The sequence below is a fragment of the Antrihabitans spumae genome (assembly GCF_043944905.1).
Lineage (GTDB): Bacteria > Actinomycetota > Actinomycetes > Mycobacteriales > Mycobacteriaceae > Antrihabitans > Antrihabitans spumae.
Map to the genome: position 1 here is coordinate 18,686 of NZ_JBIMSN010000122.1, position 17,709 is coordinate 36,394.

Below are 17,709 nucleotides of genomic sequence, written 5' to 3' on the forward strand. Positions count from 1 at the left end.
CGAACGATCAAGGACTCCCCCGTGACCGCCTCTCTCGCAAAGGGTCAGAACGGCCCGCTGTCCGCATCGACCGTTGTCGTGGCCGTGCGATCGAGCGCGTCCGCCGACCTGTCCGCGTTGCTGGTAACCGATAGCGGCAAGGTGCGCACCGATGCAGACTTCGTCTTCTTCAACCAGCCGGACGGTCCGGGGGTGCAATTGCAAGCGGGTCCGCCTGCGGCGCTGGTCGTTTCGCTAGCCGCGGTCCCTGCGGATATCTCCCAGGTCAGGGCGGTCTTGACGCTCGAAGACACCTCGGCACAATTCGGCAGCTACCCTGCGCCCATTGCGCAGGTGACCGATAGCGCAGGAAACCTGTTGTACGAGTATCGAATCGACGGCTTGAGCAGCGAGTCGATAGTCATCGCACTCGAGCTGTATCGGCGGGGCAGCGAATGGAAGGTACGTGCTGTCGGCCAAGGGTATGCGGGCGGGTTCGCAGCGCTGGTCACCGATCACGGTGTCTCGGTCGATGATGAACCTGCCAGCACCCCGGTACAAGAATCCGGAGTACGGACCGTCGCAAACGAGGCCAAGCTGTCGCTGGAGAAGCGGCAGAAGCTCGATCTCCGAAAGTCGGCCGTCGCCAAGGTATTGCTGGAGAAGAAGGCGACCGGCGTGCGAGCGCGCGTCGTCCTCGTTATCGACAAGACCGGCAGCATGAGTCGGATGTACAAGCAGCGGGTCGTGCACCGAGTCGTCGAGCGGATGGTTCCGGTCGCGACGCAGATCGACGACGACGGCCAGCTCGAGCCGTATCTGTACGGCAGCCATTTCGCCCGCCTCCCCGACATTGCGGTGCACGAAGTCGAGGGCTGGTCGGAGGAGTTTCTGCACCTGACAGGCACACATGGCGGTATCGACTACAAACCGATCGGCGGATACAACGACGAGTTGCCGATCATGAACGAGATCATCGCGTCGCTTCGCGCAGGAGACTCGATGCCGACCCTTGTGCTCTTCTTCACCGACGGTGGGTTCAGCAAGCGAGCCGAGATCAGCGCCCTCATGTCGAAAGCGTCTGCGCTACCGGCATTTTGGCAGTTCGTCGGACTCGGTAAGGCGAACTACGGCGTGTTGGAGAAGCTCGACACCATGGAGGGTCGTACGGTCGACAACGCCGGATTCTTCGCACTCGACGACATCGACACCGTGGACGACCAGGAACTGTATCGCCGTCTGCTGAGCGAATTCCCGGACTGGTTGCGGGCTGCGAAGTCCGCGCGAATCGTCGGCTGAACACCGCGGTCAGCGGTTTGTGTAGCTGGTCGGTGGTCGTCCGACTATCGCTTTGAAGTCGCGAGCGAAGTGGGCTTGGTCCGCGTATCCGAGGTCGGCGGCAAGCGCTGCGAGACTTACGGATCCGTTGTCCAGGCGTTCGGCCGCCTCATGCAGCCGGTATCGTTGCAACACCCTTTTCGGAGTCATGCCGACGTGTTCTCGGAACAGTTTCTGCAGGTTGCGTTGCCCAACGCCGAACCGTTCCGCGATGTCGTCGACACGCACGATGCTTCGGTCACCTGCGACGGTGTCCACGATCTCGTTCACCAACTTGGTTACTGCGGTGATGTCCGGTTGCCGTTGTCGCACAAATTCTTCCGCGATATCGACACGTTCTGCCCGGTCGGTTGTCGACGCGATGCCGTTCGCGAAGCGGGTGGCCGCCGGTCCGAAGATCTCCGATCCGTCGACGACCCGGTTCCCCAGTTCAGCGATCGGCCTGCCATAGACGCACCGAAATCCCGCGGGCCGGAAGGTTGTTCCGAAGATGTCGCCGGTATCCCGCAACTCGTAGGTGAATTTGCCACGGAGGATGCCGTGCACGCGGACCGCTCCGGCCTCGACGACCAGCTGAATCTCTGGGCCCGGCAGAACCTCGACAACGTACGGGTCCTCGCCTCGCAGATCCCAGCGGACTGCCCAGTGATTCGCGACGACATCGGCGAGTTGGGTGCTCGAGGGCAAGAACGCCTCGCGATAGATGCCCTGCCCAGCTGTCGGGTCGAGCAAGCCACGCGGCGGTCGATCGGTAAGGGATTCCACCCGACCAGTGTCCACGGGTTGTTCGCGTTTGTTCAAGACCAGTCTCCGCTCGCGCGGCTACCGTTCGAGGCAAGCACAGACCAAGACCGAAGGGAACGCGAAATGAGCCGCACTGCAACAGGAATCGTCGAGAGCAAGGAATGGAATCAGGTCGAGTACGCACCCGTCGAGGGCGCATCGGGCCTCGCCGTCGCCACTGGGCACGACCGATACACCGGCGATATCGAGGGTGAAGCACGCTGGCACGGATTGATGCATGGCTTTCCCGACGGGACCGGAACGTTCGTGAGCTTGCAGCGTATGGAATGCACGATCGGCGAGTTGTCCGGAAGCTTCGTACTCGAGATGCGCGGCACCTTCGACGCAGCTGGATCTCGAGCCGACTGGGTTGTCGTACCAGGATCGGGCACAGCCGACTTCGCCACGATCAGCGGTAAGGGCGGTTACACCGCGACCGACGCAACGACGGCCAGCTACTCGCTGACCTACACCGTCTGAACTCCTGCGAGCTCTGCCTCGCCCCGTCAGTACCGCTGCTGTTGCTGCCCCATCTGTGCGGCGATGACGGAGTTGAGGCGTTGCAGTCCGGTCGGTGTGATGCCGTGGATCTGCTGTTCGATGGTGCGTACGACCATGCTGTCGTCGAGGATCTTCTCGCTGGATTGGATCAAAACCGTTCCGGCGCCGGTGAAGTCGAACTGACGCTCCTCGCCGGAGTTGACGCCGAAGCGCGCCGCGCCCGCCGCGAGGAAGCTGGTGATCCAGGTGTGGTCGTAGTGATGGCTCGGTGACGGGCAGTCAGCCCAACCGACGAGTGCCTCAGGATCGACACGTAGCGGCGGCTCGGCGAACATCACGGGCCCGTTGGACGAGGCGAGGAACTTGCCGGTGCCGATCAGGGTGAGGAAGCCCGGCACGATCGACTGATTCAGCGACAGACCCGGCTGGAACGCGAGCAGGTTCGCCGCACGGATGGTCAGGTTGCCGTCTTCGAGATCGTAGGAGTTGATGTCGTAGCCTCGGTCGCCGATGATCAGCTTCCCGAAACCTTCGGCAACGGCGTAGTCGCCTGTGTACAGCGGCGCCGAAAACTGTTGCGCCACCATGTTCAACAGGCCGCCCTGCAGGCCATGTGTCAGTGCCTTGAACTCCATCTGGCCGTAGTAGGCGATCATCGCGCCCTTACGGATGAACCAGGGCGAGTTCAGGTCGATGTTGTAGGCGTAGCTGTTGTCGGGAATGTTGTCGTCGCCGTTGAGATTCGACGGATTCAGCAGTGTGCTCATTTCGAATCTCCGCTCACAACTTCTCTTCGGAAGCCTGGACGTACACGATGCCCTGGCCGACACATTGCAACTGCATTGCTTCACCGGCGCCGCGGCCGACCGCGTCACGCCAGCTCATGGCCGTCTTCAGCTCGGTTTGGACGTTGCCGTAGGCGGCGATGAAGGCCTGGGGATCGACGACGATCGGCGCTGGTCCACCCACCTGCAATTCGATCAGACCACCGTGTGCAAGTAGCACCGCACTGCCCTGGCCGGAGAGCTGAGTCGTGAACATGCCCTGACCTGTCAACGCACCGGTTGCCGCGCCACGCAACGAGCCCATCAGCCCGCCGCCACGGCCACCGCCACCACCACCCTGGCTCATCACCGATACGACCGAACTCTGCAACCCGGCCGTGTTGGCGAGTAGCCGCGACGCTTCGACCTTGAGAGACGCACCGTGCTGAATATCGACGACGTGCACCTCGAGACCGGCGAAGCCGTAGTGCACTTCACCGTTGCCCTGCGCCATCATCGTTCGCTCGTGTTCACCCTGCATCATGCGGCCGGCCATACGTGCCATTCCGCCCATGCCACCCATCTGACCAGCGCCGGGGACCTGGTGTGGCGAGAAGCCGACCTGGCCGGTGTAGAACAGCATCGCGCCGGTACGGGCGACGACGCCGCCTGCCTGGCCGACGTGCACCTTGACGACCTTCGAGTTCACCTTCGTGAAAGCCATTGGAGTCCCTACCGTTCTGCCGGCTGAATGGACACGATCCCCTGGCCTTCGAACCGGAGCGAGAAGGCTTCACCGCTGCCCTGCCCGACGACCGTTCGCCACGACACATCGGTGATGAACGACTGCTGCAGGTTGCCCTTCGAACAGACGTAGGCGTCCGGGTCGACGACGAGTGGATATTGCGGTGACACTTCGAGGTGAATGAGAGGTCCGCCCGCCGACAGCAGCGCGACCTGGCCATGACCCGTGACAGTCGTCGTGAAGAGGCCCTGGCCGCCGGATGCGGCGCCCCGAAGACCGGTGAACGTGACGTTGGTCTGCAGATTTCCGTTCATTGCGAGCAGTTGACGCGATTCGACCTGCAGCGTCTCCTGGTTCAAGTTCAAGACCGTGACGTATTGCCCGTTGACCGCGAGAAAGACGCGGCCGTTGCCCGTGCACTCCATCAGCGAGAGCGCTTCACCCGTCGCTCGTTGCTTGAGACCGGCGAGAACGCCTGCGCCGCCACCGAATCCGGCCGACTTGAACGTGACGTTGCCTTCGTAGGCGACCATCGAGCCGGAGATCGCCCGTATGGTCGTGTTGGAAAGCTGGGCTTCGACAACCCGCTTCGACTTCTCGAACAATTGGCCCATATCAGCTCTCTCACGTGGTTGATGCCGTGGAGCGCAAGGCCCCCGGCCACATCGCACCCGCGGAGAACAATAACCGATTGCGGCAGCCCATACAGGTCGACCGAGAAGCTCGAACGGGCTCTCACGGTCGACTTTTAGCAAAAATCCGAGCACTGGTGACCCGTTCGCGGCGGATTGCCGCTAGCACGGGCCTGTTCGTCCACGTACTCTCGCCGCCAAGGGGTGGCTCTCGTACAGTGGCTCCCATAGGGACATGGTTTAGGAAGCGTCGGGCAAAGCTTTGGTAAACCCTCGACGGCTCCGCCTACACATGAAGGGCAATCGTCTTGTCTGCAGCGCTTGCGAAGGGCCAGAACGGCCCCATCGCCGTGAACGATGTCGTCATCTCCATCCAGCTGAGCGTCGCGGCGGATCTTTCCGCCCTGCTGGTGAAGGACAACGGCAAGGTGAGGTCGGATGCCGACTTCGTCTTCTTCAACCAGCCGAACGGTCCCGGTGTCCGGCTGCAGCCCGGCCCTGCCGGCCAGCCCGCGTCACTTGCTGTGTCGCTCAATGCGATTCCCGCGGACATCGATCAGATACGCGCTGTCATCACCCTCGATGACTCGTCGAGCAACTTCGGTCGTTCGGCTCCGCCCACGGCAACGGTGAGCGACGCCTCCGGCAACCAGCTGTTCCAGTACCGCATCGACGGTCTGAGCAGCGAGTCCATTGTGATCGCTCTCGAGCTCTACCGCCGTGGCGGTGCGTGGAAGGTCCGCGCTGTCGGTCAGGGCTACGCGGGGGGTTTCGCCGCACTCGTCACCGACCATGGCGTATCCGTCGACGACGCTCCGGCACCGGCTGCCCCACCACCACCGCCGGCGTACACCCCGCCGCCGCCTCCTCCGCAGCAGCCTTACCAGCAAGCGCCCCCACCGCAGCCGTTCCAGCAGGCGCCGCCGCCACCGCAGCCGTATCAGCAGACGCCACCGCCGCCCAACTATCCGCCGCCCAGCTACCCGCCCGCCGCGGCCCCACCGCCGTACACACCTGCACCTGCCGGTTATGCGGCACCGCAGGCGCAGCCGCCGTCCGGTGGTGGCGAGGTGAATCTGCAGAAGGGCCGTCCGGTCAGCTTGCAGAAGGGCCAGAAGGTCACGCTCCGCAAGGAGGGTGGCGTCGCACTGACGACGTTGCGGATGGGCCTCGGTTGGGACCCGGTCAAGACTCGCGGAATGTTCGGCAACCGCACCCCTGACATCGACCTCGATGCCTCGGCCGTGCTGTGCGCCGAGGACCGCATCGTCGACGTCGCCTACTACGGCCAGCTGACGTCGAAAGATGGGTCCGTCCGGCACCAGGGCGACAACCTCACCGGTGAAGGCGAGGGCGACGACGAGGTGATCGCGGTCGATCTGACGCGTATTCCGCCACACGTCTCGACGATCATCTTTATCGTCACCTCCTACAAGGGTCACACCTTCGAACAGGTGTCGAATGCGTTCTGCAGGCTCGTCGATGCGACGACCAACGCCGAGCTCGCTCGATACTCGCTGCAAGGTGGCATGGCGTTCACCGGAATGGTGATGGCAACGGTCTACCGGTCGGGCAGCGAATGGAAGTTGCAAGCGATCGGCGAGGGGATGCAGGCCAAGCACCCAGGCGAAGCCGCACCACAACTCTCCCGATTCATCCAGCGCAACTAAAGCCATCACAACCAAGACTTCTCAACTAGGACGGACCTGTGTCGTCACCTCTGGTACCGGGGCAGAATGCGCCGTTGCAGCACCGCCGACTGCGCTTCCGAGCGTCGAGCGCTACCCCGCTCGACGTCTCGGCACTCGTCGTCGATGCCCGTTTGCAGGCGATGTCGTCGGACGAGTTCGTCTTCTACAACCAACCGGCATCCAGCGGGGTTCGGCTCGAATCCGATTGTCTCGCAATCGATCTAGAACAAGTTCGAGCAGATGCCCACGGCGTGCTGTGCCTCGTCAGCGTTGATCCTGCCGCGGCACAACGGTCGGCGTTCACGGCACTGTCGGCAACGTTGACAGACGAGCGGAACGGCGGCATCGTTGAATTCGCGATACCACTGCGGGGCGGCGAAACAGCCGTCATCTGCTTCGAGCTGTACCGCAGGCAAGGTGACTGGAAGGTCCGTGCGGTCGGGCAGGGGTACGCGGGCGGACTCGGTCAGCTGATTTCCACCCATGGCGTCGAGGTCGACGACCAGACGCCGGCTGCGCCCGCCACTGCGACAGCTGCAGCTCAGCCGCTGACCATGCCCGCGACGACACCGTCCATCCAACCGCTCGACCGGTCGCGGTCCTTCGACCGAATGTGGATGATCTTCGAGGACGCTGCCCGCTCGGCGGCGGCGTTCGTGTCGGCGCGCGACTATGCGACGAAGCGCCTCGACGACGAACTCACCGCGGCTGTCGCAGACCCCTCGATGCGAAACTCGCAGGCGGGCAACGAGGCTCGGGCAGTCGCGCAGAAGCGACACGACGATGTCGTGACCACCGCACAGCGGACCTATCAGCACGACTCCGATCATCTGATTCGTGAGCTCGCGACGATCGATCCGCAACTACCGCGTCCGTTGGCGTCGTGGGACTCGCCTGCCTGGTTGATTCAGTCGTCCGACACCGAGCCGAGTGACGGCATCCGTATCGGCACACTGTCGGCAGCCGACCGCGGACCGCTGGAGGTGCCCTTCTGCGTTCGCTTGCCGCTGCAGCGTCCACTCTGGATCGACAGCGAGACTCCGCTTGCGGCGGCGCCGGTCGTGGCGTCGTACGTGCTGCGACTCCTCGCTGCAAAATCTCCGACTCCGATCCTGGACGTCGTCGACCTGACCGGATCACTCGACAAGGTGACCGCGCCGCTGGAACGGCTGATCACGGCCGGCGTCGTGCGAAGTCATCTGGACATCTCGGCGCGGCTCGAGTCCATTGCGAGTGCGGTCGAATTGGCGGAGATGGCGGTGTCCAACGGACTCGCCGATCTCGCGCCGCCCGCACGGGTGGTCGTCCTCTCCGACTTTGCGGCAGGCTATAGCGCAGAAGACATTTCGAAGATCATCCACCTCGCTTCCGTCGGTCCTGCCTTCGGTTTGTCGCTGGTGATCATCGGGGGTGACGAGTCGCGATCGACCGATCAGCAACTCGTCGCCCTGTCTCGGCACTGCCAGCACATCCCGGTCAGCGGACAGTTGCGGATGTACGACCCGTGGACCGAGAACGAATGGGAATTCACACCCGACTCGGTCACAGCGGACGAAAACCGCCTTGCGAAGGTGCTGAGTCAGCTGGACCGCTGACGCGACCTGCCAGGAACCGCTAGAGCGACGATGACGACGATCGCCGCGAGCAGCAGGGAGTTCTCGAACAGCGGCGCGACAACCGGAGTGTCCATCTCGAAGCCGATTTTCGGAAGCCGCGCCAAGACGACGACCGCGACAAACGCGGTCGCCAACAATGCGGTCGCCGGGATCCTGCTGGACCGACCGATCGGGGTCAGCAGCACCCCCACCGCAGGTATCAGCCAGACGAAGTGGTGAGGCCATGCGACAGGCGTGATGAGGGTCGCGCCGAGCCCGACGATCGTGAATGCCGCCAACCAACCGCGCACACGGGAGGCCCGCAACGCTGCCACGCTCGCACCCGCGACAGTCAGGACGACCGCGATCAACCACGCTGAATCGGCCCAGCCCGCCGGAAGCAGCCGAAGAATCGCCCCGCGCACCGACTGATTTCCGTACACCGCGGGATTCCCGACAGCGACGCGATCGGACAGCGACGTCACGACGTCGAAGAAGAACACCCGCGACTGCGTGGGCAGGATCAAGGCTGCGAGCAACGTTGCCCCGAGGAAGCCTGCGATACCAGCGACGAACGGTCGCGCCTGGCGCAACAGCAGGAAGTAGCCCAGCAGTAGACCCGGGACCAGTTTGATCGCCGCCGCAACACCGATCAGCACTCCCTGAGGAAGCCAGCGCGGACGAGCGAGCAAATCGGTCAGGCACAGCGCCATCAGCATCATGCCGACCTGGCCCCAGCCGAGGTGATCGGCAACGGGACCGGACGCTGTCCACACGACCATCGCCGCAGCGAGCGACATCGCCGGATGCTTCCTGAAAACGGGCACCTTGTCGTAGCTCAACCAGATGCACCAGGCCATCACGAGAATCGTCGCGAAAGCCCAAAGCCATTGCGCCGCTCCCCATTGCACCAGAGTGAGTGGTACAGCCACGAGAGCGGCGAACGGCGGATAGGTGAACGGTAGCTCCGCACCGAACGAGGCGTCGTACAGCGCGCTGCCGAGCCGGACCGCTTGGCCGGCCGAACGGTAAACGGCGAGGTCCTCGGAATACACCTTCGTGAAGGACTCGAACAGCGTCGCCAGCACCGCCGAGAACCCGACGACGAAGACGACGAAGAAGTCCGGATTCCGAACTGCAGGGACGCGTGACATCAGCCGACGCCGATCGCGGACAGCGGCCCGGCGGCGGAGAGGATCACGTGGCGATTATGCACGTCGTCTCCCGTTCGGCATCAACGCGACTGTGAGCAACCGCGCACTGCAGCCACTTCGTGGTAGACCGAAAGCCGCCGCGCACTTTCGACACGAGGAGCACACATGGCCCCCGATCCGGCCGAGACGAAGTGGAAAGATGCCCCAGACGAGCACGACTATCCCGCGGCGGCGGACTACCTCGCTCTGCTCGCCGATCCAGCGAACGTGCAGCGGTTGACCGACGAACTGCGTGCCGCACCGATCGTGCACAAGAAGGCCAAGGACATCTTGCGCGCGGCCGGCCTCACCCTGTTGCCTCACGACAACCCGCATGTAGCGGCCGATCTCGACAAGATCGACAAGGGCAAGTCGCTGTCGCCGATCCTGCTGGTCCGCGGCGATCTGGTGTCGGGCGCTCCGCTGCAGATTGCGGACGGCTATCACCGGGTGTGCGCGAGCTACCACACCGACGAGAACACCGACATTCCTGCAAAGATCGCTGCTCCGAAATGAGCTCCGGCGGAACCAGTCTCGGCCAATGAGCTTCTCGACACTGGCGCTGATCATGGCGATCGGCCTCGCCGGTCCTTTGCTTGCGGCTCGCAAGAGCTGGAACATTCCGGTCGTGCTGGGTGAGCTCGCTGCCGGAATCATCTTCGGTGCAACAGGATTCGCGATCATCGACGCATCCGAGCCGACGTTCACCTTCCTTGCCGATGTCGGTTTCGCGGTAACGATGTTCGTTGCGGGAACCCATGTGCCGGTGCGTGATCCAGCTGTGCGGTCGGCAATCGGGAAGGGGGCGGGTCGTGCTGCGCTCGTCGGTGTTCTCGCTGCAGTGCTGGCGGTTGCGCTTGCCCATGTGTTCGACACCGGCCATGCCGCTTTGTATGCCGTTCTGCTCGCATCGTCGTCGGCGGCGTTGATTCTGCCGATCGTCGATTCACTGAGCCTGCGCGGAACGTCGGTTCTCGAGATGACCGCGCAGGTGGCGATCGCCGATACCGCTTGTATTGTCGCGCTGCCCTTGGTCATCGACAAAGACAACGCCGTTCGAGCCGCGATCGGGGCAGTCGTCGTTTCCCTGTGCGCGGTGGCCCTGTTCTTCGCATTGCGCTACCTGGAGAGTTCCGGTTTGCGCAAACGCGTCCACAAATTGTCCGAAGACCGCAAGTTCGCGATCGAGCTCCGCGTCAGCCTCGCCATCCTGTTCGCTCTTGCCGCTGTCGCGACAACAAGTCATGTGTCGATTATGTTGGCGGGCTTCGCAGCCGGCCTCGCAGTCGCCGGCGTCGGCGAGCCGCGGCGGGTGGCCAAGCAGCTGTTCGCCGTCAACGACGGCTTTCTCGGACCGCTGTTCTTCGTCTGGCTCGGCGCCAAGATCGATCTCCGAGAACTCGTCGATCACCCCGGCTACATCGGGCTGGGTCTCGCGCTCGGAATCGGTGCCGTCGCCGTCCATTGCGTCACCCGACTACTCGGTCAGCCGCTACCACTCGGTGCACTCGCCGCGACTCAACTGGGCGTCCCGATTGCAGCCGTCACGGTCGGAACCCAACTGAACATTCTGCAACCGGGCGAGCCGGCGGCAATCATTCTCGGCGCGCTGGTGACGATGGCGGTCGCCGGTCTCGCGGGATCGCTAGCGGTGCGCAGGGGGCTGACGAAGGTATAGCGCTCGGTGCGTAATCAGTGCGCCGAGGCGACCAGATCGCCTTGTGGCGCAGTGGATTCGCCCTTGATCGAGCGTGGCGCACCTCGTGGACGAGCACGCAGAAACGCGAAGAAGAAGAACACGAGCAAGATGGCCTGACCCCACACGCCGAACTGGACGATGTTCTCCATCAGGTCGACCGCACCGTTCGTCGCCAGCGTGTGAAAGTACAGGAACACGCCGATGCCGATGGCGGCGTCAGCAACCAGATACGCGAAGACGGACGTCCACGGGACCGCGAACAAGACAAGGAACGGGAGTAGCCACAGCGTGTATTGCGGCGAATGCACCTTGTGGAACAACATAAATCCACACAACATCGCGCCGCTCACCGCGACCCACGGGTAGGTGCCGACGGATTGGAATCGCCGCCAGCCGAGCCAGACCGCAAGCGCGAACGCGCCGAAGACGAGCAGCGGTGACGCGATGGCAACCGCATGGTTGTAGGCCTCGTCGCTCCCCGCATCGTCGGCGAACATCGGCCGAAGTCCCCAGTACCAAATCGAATTGGTGGTGATGTCGGCTTCACGCTTCTGCTGGAATGTGAAGGACGCGCGCCAGCCGTCGAAACCGGCAAGCACGAAGGGCAGGTTGACGGCGATCACCGTTGCGGTCGCGGCACCGGCGACAGCGATGGCGCCACGAATATCGAAGCGGCCCTTCAGTTTCTCCGGCAACTCTCGGCCACCGACTCCGCCGGTCGCCACGTAGAGCAGGAGCGGTATGACGAACGCACCCGGGTACAGCTTCAGGCAGAAGCCGAGCGCGAGCAGTATCGCCGCACCGATTGCCCTGCGCCGCAGCGGTATCCGCTCGAACGTCATGAGGAAGATCGCGCCGACCGAGGTCAACACAACAGGAAGTTCCCAGTTGTGGAAGGCGTACAGCACCAAGGGTGAGCCGATGGACCACAGCAGAGCCGCCCGACCTGCGAGGCGCCCGAGCATCCACGCGGTGAGCAATGCGAACGGTGCCAGTAGCAGCGCGGAGTTGAGCAGGAACTGGGCGTCGTTGTGGGCGCCCGTCGCGCCGAGCCACATCAAGGCACCGCTGAGGACCGGGTACTCGACTGTGCCACCCGTGAGCGCACCACCGCTGGTGATGCCGCCGTCGATATAGGGAAAGACGTGGTTGTTGATGTCGCGTCCGAGCCAGAGGTACTGGATGTCGGAGTAGCAGAACCGGCTGTCCTTGATCTTGTCGAAGATCAAGGAGCGGCCGTAGCCGTCGAACGGCGCTCCGGCACATCTGGCCTTGTTGAAGTAGGCGAGCAACAGAGTGAGCCCGCATGACGCGACGATCAGGGCGATCGTCTTTCTACCCGCGGGGGCACCGGTGCGCATGACGACCAGCCTAGGTGGCGTACGTCTCAGGTTTTCCGGCTGCTACGCCGAAATCGGGTACCCGCGGATCGGGCCGAGCGCGGCCAGGAGACGATTTCGCAGGTCAGCGACCCCTCGTGTACCCTGCAAAGGTTGCTGACGCAACGACCCTCCTGCCACGGAACGTCCGTGGCCGTTCACAGTCCATAGGAGGTGATGAGGTCTTATGCGTCATTACGAACTGATGGTTATTCTCGATCCCAATCTGGACGAGCGCACCGTCGCCCCATCGCTCGATACCTTTCTCAACGTTGTTCGCCAGGATGGCGGCAAGGTCGACAAGGTCGATGTCTGGGGAAAGCGCCGTCTGGCCTACGAAATTCTCAAGCACACCGAGGGCATCTACGCGGTGATCGATATCAGCGCCGAGCCCGCAACGGTCAGCGAACTCGATCGTCAGCTCTCGCTGAACGAGTCGGTACTGCGCACCAAGGTCCTGCGACAGGACAAGTGATTTCTGTCTGCCCCCGAGCCGTCGGTACCAAGCCCTAGGCTCTAGCGCAAACAGACTCCACACAACGCAGGAGGAACCACATGGCAGGCGACACCATCATCACCGTCGTAGGAAACTTGACGGCTGATCCCGAGCTCCGTTTCACCCCCGCGGGTGCTGCGGTCGCGAACTTCACGGTCGCGTCCACACCCCGTGCTTTCGATCGTCAGACCAACGAATGGAAAGACGGCGAAGCACTGTTTCTGCGCTGCAACATTTGGCGTGAGGCAGCGGAAAACGTTGCGGAAAGCCTTACTCGGGGTTCGCGAGTGATCGTGAGCGGGCGGCTCAAGCAGCGCTCGTACGAAACTCGTGAGGGTGAGAAGCGCACTGTCATGGAGCTGGAGGTCGACGAGATCGGCCCATCGCTTCGCTACGCAACCGCAAAGGTCAACAAGGCCAATCGCGGTAGTGGTGGCGGTGGCGGAGGCTTCGGTTCTTCCGGTGGATCGGGCGGTGGCCGTCCGAATCAGCAGCAGCCTTCCGGCGGCGGAGACGATCCATGGGGGAGTGCGCCGCAGGCGTCCGGCTCCTTCGGTGGTTCCCGCGCAGCTGACGACGAACCCCCGTTCTGATCCTTCCCAGGATCGAACAACCAATAAGTTACGGAGATTGACCAATGCCGAAGCCGCCCGCGCGCGACAAGGTAATCAAGAAGAAGGCATGCACGTTCTGCAAGGCCGCACGGTCGAAGAATCAGAGCGAGCAGTCCATCAACTACAAGGACACGACGTTGCTGCGTAAGTACGTCAGCGACCGCGGCAAGATCCGCGCCCGTCGTGTCACAGGCAACTGCGTTCAGCACCAGCGTGATATCGCTATCGCAGTCAAGAATTCGCGTGAGGTTGCGCTGCTTCCTTACGCCACCACCGGTCGCTGAGAGAGGAGTCAATCATGAAGCTGATCCTTACAGCTGACGTCGACAACCTCGGCGTCCCAGGCGATACCGTCGAGGTCAAAGACGGATATGGCCGCAACTTCCTGCTTCCTCGTGGCCTTGCCATCGTCGCCACCCGTGGCGCCGAGAAGCAGGTCGAGGGCATTCGTCGTGCACAGGAGGCCCGTCAGGTCCGTGGGCTCGAGCATGCCAACGAGCTCAAGCAGGCCATCGAGAACCTCGCCGCAGTCACCCTCACGGTGAAGACTGCGGGCGGTTCGGGCAAGCTCTTCGGTTCGGTCACCCCGGCCGATGTTGCCGGCGCGATCAAGGCCGCTGGCGGCCCCGTCGTCGACAAGCGCAGCGTCGAGCTGCCCAAGGCTCACATCAAGGCGACAGGCAAGCACGCTGTCAGCGTGAGCCTGCATCCTGATGTGACGGCGAAGTTCGATTTGGACGTCGTCGGCGCCTAGCCTTAACGCTCACCGAACGGCCCCGCGAACATTGGTTCGCGGGGCCGTTCGGCGTGTTGCGTGCGTGTTCGCGACGGGTTTGCTGATAATGAATACACAACCGCAAAAGTCGTTCGTCTACCGATGCTTACGTTTGAATGGTGCTGTGAAACAGACTGCTTATCCTGTGGGGAATGTCATATTGCAGTTGAGTGGTTGTTTACCCAACACGCCCGAGAATGCCACTTCCGCGACACGCCGCGACGGGATTAGTCCACAGTGAAAATCTTTCGAAAACAGCACTCTAGCTGCAGTTATCTTACTGTGACATGCACTTATCCTCAGGTTATCCACAACCGGTGCACAAAGCTATCCACGTGATTCCACAATTGCTCCCCAAGTGCGTCCACAGGGCAGTTTGAACACCGCCCGGTCAGTCCATATGGTCTTGCAAGCGTCCGACGAAAGCCCCCTTGTCACAGTTGCCAGGGCCGGGTTGTCGGTACGTCGGGGTAGAACGGACGTTCGAGCAAAGCTGCCGAGCTAACAGCGGCACCAACGTGTCTTGACGAGAGGGGCAGGCGATCGCATGGCGGTTGTGGACGATCGTGGTAGGACGGATTACCAAGGCCCCTCGGAGCAGCCGCCAACCGGTGAAGATTTCGGTCGGCAGCCACCACAGGACATGGCTGCGGAACAATCCGTTCTCGGCGGAATGCTCCTGAGCAAGGACGCAATCGCCGACGTTCTCGAGCGACTCAAGCCCGAAGACTTCTACCGCCCGGCCCACCAGTGTGTGTACGACGCCATCCTCGATCTGTACTCGCGTGGCGAACCTGCCGACCCGGTGACAGTGTCCGCGGAACTCGATCGCAAGGGCGAGCTGCGCCGCATCGGGGGCGCGCCGTACCTCATCACGTTGACGCAGACCGTGCCGACGGCGGCGAATGCCGGCTTCTACGCCGAGATCGTTGCTGAGAAGGCCATTTTGCGTCGGCTGGTCCAGGCGGGCACCCGCATCGTCCAGTACGGCTACGCGGGCGCTGACGGCCAGGACGTGGCCGAGGTGGTCGATCGCGCACAGGCCGAGATCTACGAGGTGACCGAACGCCGCACCGCCGAAGATTTCGTCGCCCTCGAAGAACTGCTCCAGCCGACGATGGACGAGATCGACTCCATCGCCAGCCGTGGCGGCATCTCGCTCGGTGTCCCAACGGGATTCGCCGAGCTGGACGAGGTCACCAACGGTCTGCACCCCGGCCAGATGATCATCGTCGCCGCCCGACCCGGTGTCGGTAAGGCACTTGCACTCGACACTCCCCTCCCGACGCCGAGCGGTTGGACCACGATGGGCGCCGTCACTGTCGGCGACGAACTGCTCGACGGACGCGGCCGCGCAACCAAGGTCGTCGCCGCAACCGAGATCATGGTCGACCGTCCGTGCTACGAGGTCGAATTCTCCGACGGCGCCGTGCTCATCGCCGACGAGGAGCACCAGTGGCTCACCGCCACCCTCGCCAACGATGCGGTCCGCACTACCGGCGAAATCGCGGTCACTCTGCACGACGACCACTCGGTCGCCAACACCGAGCCACTGCAGCTGCGTTCGCGCGACCTGCTCGTCGGTCCGTACACACTCGGCGTCTGGCTTGCCGGTGGCGATGCCGAAACCGCGAATATCGTTGCGGAACATGCGATCATCGCCCGCGTAGAAGCAGAAGGCCACCACTCGGCCGGTCTACTGCGCGCCGTCGGAGTATTCGGTGACAAGCACATTCCGATCGAGTACCTACGCGGATCGCAGGCACAACGTCGTGAACTGCTCGCCGGACTGCTCGATGCCGAAGGTGTGGTGACCGACGACGGTTCGGTCGAATTCTCCTGCACCAGTTCAATTCTCGTTCGTACCATCGCAGAGCTTGTCGTCAGCCTCGGCTACAGCTGCAGCACCGCAACCTCCGAGGCTGGTTACACCCTCACCCTCGCAACCGACGAAGACCTTTTCACACTGCACCGAAAGGCGTTGCTGCACAAGGAACGCTGCGCAAGCAATCCGGTCGCCGAGGTCGCGTCGCGGTACATCATCGCGGTCCGCCGCATCGATAGCGTTCCGGTCCGCTGCGTCGAGGTCGACAACGAAGACCACATGTACCTCGCCGGTCGTTCCATGGTGCCGACCCACAACTCCACTCTCGGACTGGATTTCATGCGGTCCTGCTCCGTGAAGCACGGCCGCACCAGCGTCATCTTCTCCTTGGAGATGAGCCGCACCGAGATCGTCATGCGTCTGCTGTCCGCCGAGGCGAAGATCAAGCTCGGCGATATGCGCTCGGGCCGAATGAGCGACGACGACTGGACGCGCCTCGCCCGCCGTATGAGCGAAATCAGCGAAGCACCACTGTTCGTCGACGATTCGCCCAACCTCACCATGATGGAAATCCGGGCGAAGGCACGGCGTCTCAAGCAGAAGCACGACCTGAATCTCATTGTGGTGGACTACCTTCAGCTGATGACCTCCGGCAAGAAGGTCGAATCACGTCAGCAGGAAGTCTCCGAATTCTCACGAAGCCTCAAGCTGATGGCGAAGGAACTCGAAGTTCCCGTCGTCGCGATCAGTCAGCTCAACCGTGGCCCCGAACAGCGAACGGACAAGCGCCCCATGGTGTCCGACCTTCGTGAATCCGGATCCCTGGAACAGGACGCCGACATGGTGATCCTGCTGCACCGCCCAGACGCCTTCGAACGCGACGATCCACGCGGCGGCGAAGCCGACCTCATTCTCGGCAAGCACCGAAACGGTCCGACAGCCACCATTACCGTTGCGCACCAACTACATCTAAGCCGCTTCGTCGACATGGCGCGGGGGTAAGGGTTGCTGTAATTCCCAGTTCGCGTGGCCAATTCTCAATTCAGTTGGCCAATGTCTGACCAATTGGCCAAGGATTGAGATTGGGTTGTGAGCCTCGCGGCGTGTCGACTCGGCGCAGGCTCATCTGAGCGTGAAGATTTGCGCCAAGTTTCGGCCAAGACAGCGGAGTTGAGGCGACAACGGCCGTTAGCGAGGTAACGACATCCGACGGTTGTGACGCTGCACTGTCAGAGCCGACGTCGGTGGTCGTGAAGTTCCGCGGTGTCATCGACTGCGCATAGCGCAGCGGATCGTGGGAGCGCGTCGATCCCGCGGAATTGCAAGTAGCTGCACCGTGGAGAACGTTCAGGTGGTAACGCGGACAGAAGCACTATTCGGGTACCTATTGGTCGGCCACCGAAGGCGCTCACATCATGTATGAGTCGCGGTTGGAACTAGCCCGCCTACTTTTCGCGGACTTCGACCGATCGGTTACTCGGATCGTGGCGCAGCCGTTTGCGCTGGTCGCTCAGGTCGAAGGCAGGCGGCACACGCAGATTCCCGACTTTGTACTGATCACCGAGGACGGCCCGATTGTGGTCGATTGTTGCCCGTCGCTGACGTTGCAGATGAAGCCGTCACTCGGTTTGCCGACGACCAGAGACGTTGATCGAGTAGCGGGTGACGCGATCGTGGGCATGGTGACGGCAAGGTCGGCA

17 protein-coding genes and 1 pseudogene are annotated in these 17,709 nt (G+C 62.8%); 12 read left to right on the forward strand and 6 right to left on the reverse strand.

Features of this window, described 5'->3' with window-relative positions:
* Nucleotides 1-21 precede the first annotated feature (21 nt).
* On the forward strand, nucleotides 22-1,278 hold the full coding sequence (locus tag ACHIRB_RS25025; RefSeq protein ID WP_395114288.1) for a vWA domain-containing protein: 1,257 nt from the start codon (nucleotides 22-24) through the stop codon (nucleotides 1,276-1,278).
* A 9-nt stretch (nucleotides 1,279-1,287) separates the two neighbouring features.
* Here the strand turns inward: ACHIRB_RS25025 and ACHIRB_RS25030 are convergent, their stop codons facing one another.
* Nucleotides 1,288-2,082 (reverse strand): helix-turn-helix domain-containing protein, encoded by a 795-nt coding sequence (locus tag ACHIRB_RS25030; RefSeq protein ID WP_395114287.1) that lies wholly within the window; start codon nucleotides 2,080-2,082, stop codon nucleotides 1,288-1,290.
* Between the two features lie 102 nt (nucleotides 2,083-2,184).
* On the opposite strand from ACHIRB_RS25030, the gene ACHIRB_RS25035 reads away from it, so the two are divergent.
* Complete coding sequence (locus ACHIRB_RS25035; protein WP_395114286.1) at nucleotides 2,185-2,580, forward strand: DUF3224 domain-containing protein; 396 nt, start codon at nucleotides 2,185-2,187, stop codon at nucleotides 2,578-2,580.
* A 26-nt stretch (nucleotides 2,581-2,606) separates the two neighbouring features.
* Here ACHIRB_RS25035 and ACHIRB_RS25040 read toward each other — a convergent pair whose 3' ends face one another.
* Genes ACHIRB_RS25040 through ACHIRB_RS25050 form a run of 3 tightly spaced genes read right to left on the reverse strand, consistent with a single transcriptional unit; the run spans nucleotide 2,607 to nucleotide 4,724 of the window.
* The gene (locus ACHIRB_RS25040; RefSeq protein WP_199703901.1) at nucleotides 2,607-3,368 is read right to left on the reverse strand and encodes an AIM24 family protein; all 762 of its coding nucleotides are present in this window, start codon (nucleotides 3,366-3,368) and stop codon (nucleotides 2,607-2,609) included.
* Between the two features lie 13 nt (nucleotides 3,369-3,381).
* Nucleotides 3,382-4,089 (reverse strand): AIM24 family protein, encoded by a 708-nt coding sequence (locus ACHIRB_RS25045; protein ID WP_199703899.1) that lies wholly within the window; start codon nucleotides 4,087-4,089, stop codon nucleotides 3,382-3,384.
* An 8-nt stretch (nucleotides 4,090-4,097) separates the two neighbouring features.
* Nucleotides 4,098-4,724 carry an AIM24 family protein gene (locus ACHIRB_RS25050; protein ID WP_199703898.1) on the reverse strand — a complete coding sequence of 209 codons (627 nt, stop codon included), beginning with the start codon at nucleotides 4,722-4,724 and terminating at the stop codon, nucleotides 4,098-4,100.
* Nucleotides 4,725-5,050: 326 nt separating this feature from the next.
* Between ACHIRB_RS25050 and ACHIRB_RS25055 the strand changes: the two genes are divergently transcribed.
* Together ACHIRB_RS25055 and ACHIRB_RS25060 are read left to right on the forward strand one after the other, a co-directional pair.
* A complete protein-coding gene (locus ACHIRB_RS25055; protein WP_395125920.1) occupies nucleotides 5,051-6,412 on the forward strand; it encodes a TerD family protein in 1,362 nt (453 codons plus the stop codon).
* Between the two features lie 38 nt (nucleotides 6,413-6,450).
* Nucleotides 6,451-8,028, forward strand: coding sequence for a TerD family protein (locus ACHIRB_RS25060; RefSeq protein ID WP_395125919.1), 1,578 nt, complete (start codon nucleotides 6,451-6,453; stop codon nucleotides 8,026-8,028).
* Here the strand turns inward: ACHIRB_RS25060 and ACHIRB_RS25065 are convergent.
* A complete protein-coding gene (locus tag ACHIRB_RS25065) occupies nucleotides 8,013-9,182 on the reverse strand; it encodes a glycosyltransferase 87 family protein (RefSeq protein WP_395125918.1) in 1,170 nt (389 codons plus the stop codon). The genes ACHIRB_RS25060 and ACHIRB_RS25065 overlap by 16 nt on opposite strands.
* A gap of 165 nt (nucleotides 9,183-9,347) precedes the next feature.
* Here ACHIRB_RS25065 and ACHIRB_RS25070 point away from each other — a divergent pair, with 165 nt between their 5' ends.
* On the forward strand, nucleotides 9,348-9,737 hold the full coding sequence (locus ACHIRB_RS25070; RefSeq protein WP_395125917.1) for a hypothetical protein: 390 nt from the start codon (nucleotides 9,348-9,350) through the stop codon (nucleotides 9,735-9,737).
* A gap of 25 nt (nucleotides 9,738-9,762) precedes the next feature.
* Complete coding sequence (locus tag ACHIRB_RS25075) at nucleotides 9,763-10,899, forward strand: cation:proton antiporter (protein WP_395125916.1); 1,137 nt, start codon at nucleotides 9,763-9,765, stop codon at nucleotides 10,897-10,899.
* Nucleotides 10,900-10,913: 14 nt separating this feature from the next.
* Here the strand turns inward: ACHIRB_RS25075 and ACHIRB_RS25080 are convergent, their stop codons facing one another.
* A complete protein-coding gene (locus ACHIRB_RS25080; protein WP_395125915.1) occupies nucleotides 10,914-12,281 on the reverse strand; it encodes a hypothetical protein in 1,368 nt (455 codons plus the stop codon).
* A 205-nt stretch (nucleotides 12,282-12,486) separates the two neighbouring features.
* Between ACHIRB_RS25080 and rpsF the strand changes: the two genes are divergently transcribed.
* The 6 genes and pseudogenes from rpsF to ACHIRB_RS25110 all read left to right on the forward strand — a co-directional run.
* A complete protein-coding gene (gene rpsF, locus ACHIRB_RS25085) occupies nucleotides 12,487-12,774 on the forward strand; it encodes a 30S ribosomal protein S6 (RefSeq protein WP_199703890.1) in 288 nt (95 codons plus the stop codon).
* 80 nt (nucleotides 12,775-12,854) lie between these two features.
* Nucleotides 12,855-13,388: a single-stranded DNA-binding protein gene (locus ACHIRB_RS25090; RefSeq protein WP_395114275.1), complete on the forward strand. Its 534-nt coding sequence runs from the start codon at nucleotides 12,855-12,857 to the stop codon at nucleotides 13,386-13,388.
* 44 nt (nucleotides 13,389-13,432) lie between these two features.
* Nucleotides 13,433-13,693, forward strand: coding sequence for a 30S ribosomal protein S18 (gene rpsR, locus ACHIRB_RS25095; protein ID WP_199703888.1), 261 nt, complete (start codon nucleotides 13,433-13,435; stop codon nucleotides 13,691-13,693).
* Between the two features lie 14 nt (nucleotides 13,694-13,707).
* The gene (gene rplI, locus ACHIRB_RS25100; protein WP_199703887.1) at nucleotides 13,708-14,163 is read left to right on the forward strand and encodes a 50S ribosomal protein L9; all 456 of its coding nucleotides are present in this window, start codon (nucleotides 13,708-13,710) and stop codon (nucleotides 14,161-14,163) included.
* Between the two features lie 568 nt (nucleotides 14,164-14,731).
* Complete coding sequence (dnaB, locus tag ACHIRB_RS25105) at nucleotides 14,732-17,011, forward strand: replicative DNA helicase (RefSeq protein ID WP_395114273.1); 2,280 nt, start codon at nucleotides 14,732-14,734, stop codon at nucleotides 17,009-17,011.
* 413 nt (nucleotides 17,012-17,424) lie between these two features.
* Nucleotides 17,425-17,709: pseudogene (locus ACHIRB_RS25110) on the forward strand (hypothetical protein); the annotation flags it as partial.

Bases quoted from the DNA above. Each gene is read 5' to 3' on its own strand.
- ACHIRB_RS25070 (WP_395125917.1), top strand. From the start codon at position 9,348: ATGGCCCCCGATCCGGCCGAGACGAAGTGGAAAGATGCCCCAGACGAG.
- rplI (WP_199703887.1), top strand. From the start codon at position 13,708: ATGAAGCTGATCCTTACAGCTGACGTCGACAACCTCGGCGTCCCAGGC.
- ACHIRB_RS25035 (WP_395114286.1), top strand. From the start codon at position 2,185: ATGAGCCGCACTGCAACAGGAATCGTCGAGAGCAAGGAATGGAATCAG.
- ACHIRB_RS25080 (WP_395125915.1), bottom strand. From the start codon at position 12,281: ATGCGCACCGGTGCCCCCGCGGGTAGAAAGACGATCGCCCTGATCGTC.
- ACHIRB_RS25045 (WP_199703899.1), bottom strand. From the start codon at position 4,089: ATGGCTTTCACGAAGGTGAACTCGAAGGTCGTCAAGGTGCACGTCGGC.
- ACHIRB_RS25090 (WP_395114275.1), top strand. From the start codon at position 12,855: ATGGCAGGCGACACCATCATCACCGTCGTAGGAAACTTGACGGCTGAT.
- rpsR (WP_199703888.1), top strand. From the start codon at position 13,433: ATGCCGAAGCCGCCCGCGCGCGACAAGGTAATCAAGAAGAAGGCATGC.
- ACHIRB_RS25050 (WP_199703898.1), bottom strand. From the start codon at position 4,724: ATGGGCCAATTGTTCGAGAAGTCGAAGCGGGTTGTCGAAGCCCAGCTT.
- ACHIRB_RS25075 (WP_395125916.1), top strand. From the start codon at position 9,763: ATGAGCTTCTCGACACTGGCGCTGATCATGGCGATCGGCCTCGCCGGT.
- rpsF (WP_199703890.1), top strand. From the start codon at position 12,487: ATGCGTCATTACGAACTGATGGTTATTCTCGATCCCAATCTGGACGAG.
- ACHIRB_RS25065 (WP_395125918.1), bottom strand. From the start codon at position 9,182: ATGTCACGCGTCCCTGCAGTTCGGAATCCGGACTTCTTCGTCGTCTTC.
- ACHIRB_RS25040 (WP_199703901.1), bottom strand. From the start codon at position 3,368: ATGAGCACACTGCTGAATCCGTCGAATCTCAACGGCGACGACAACATT.
- dnaB (WP_395114273.1), top strand. From the start codon at position 14,732: ATGGCGGTTGTGGACGATCGTGGTAGGACGGATTACCAAGGCCCCTCG.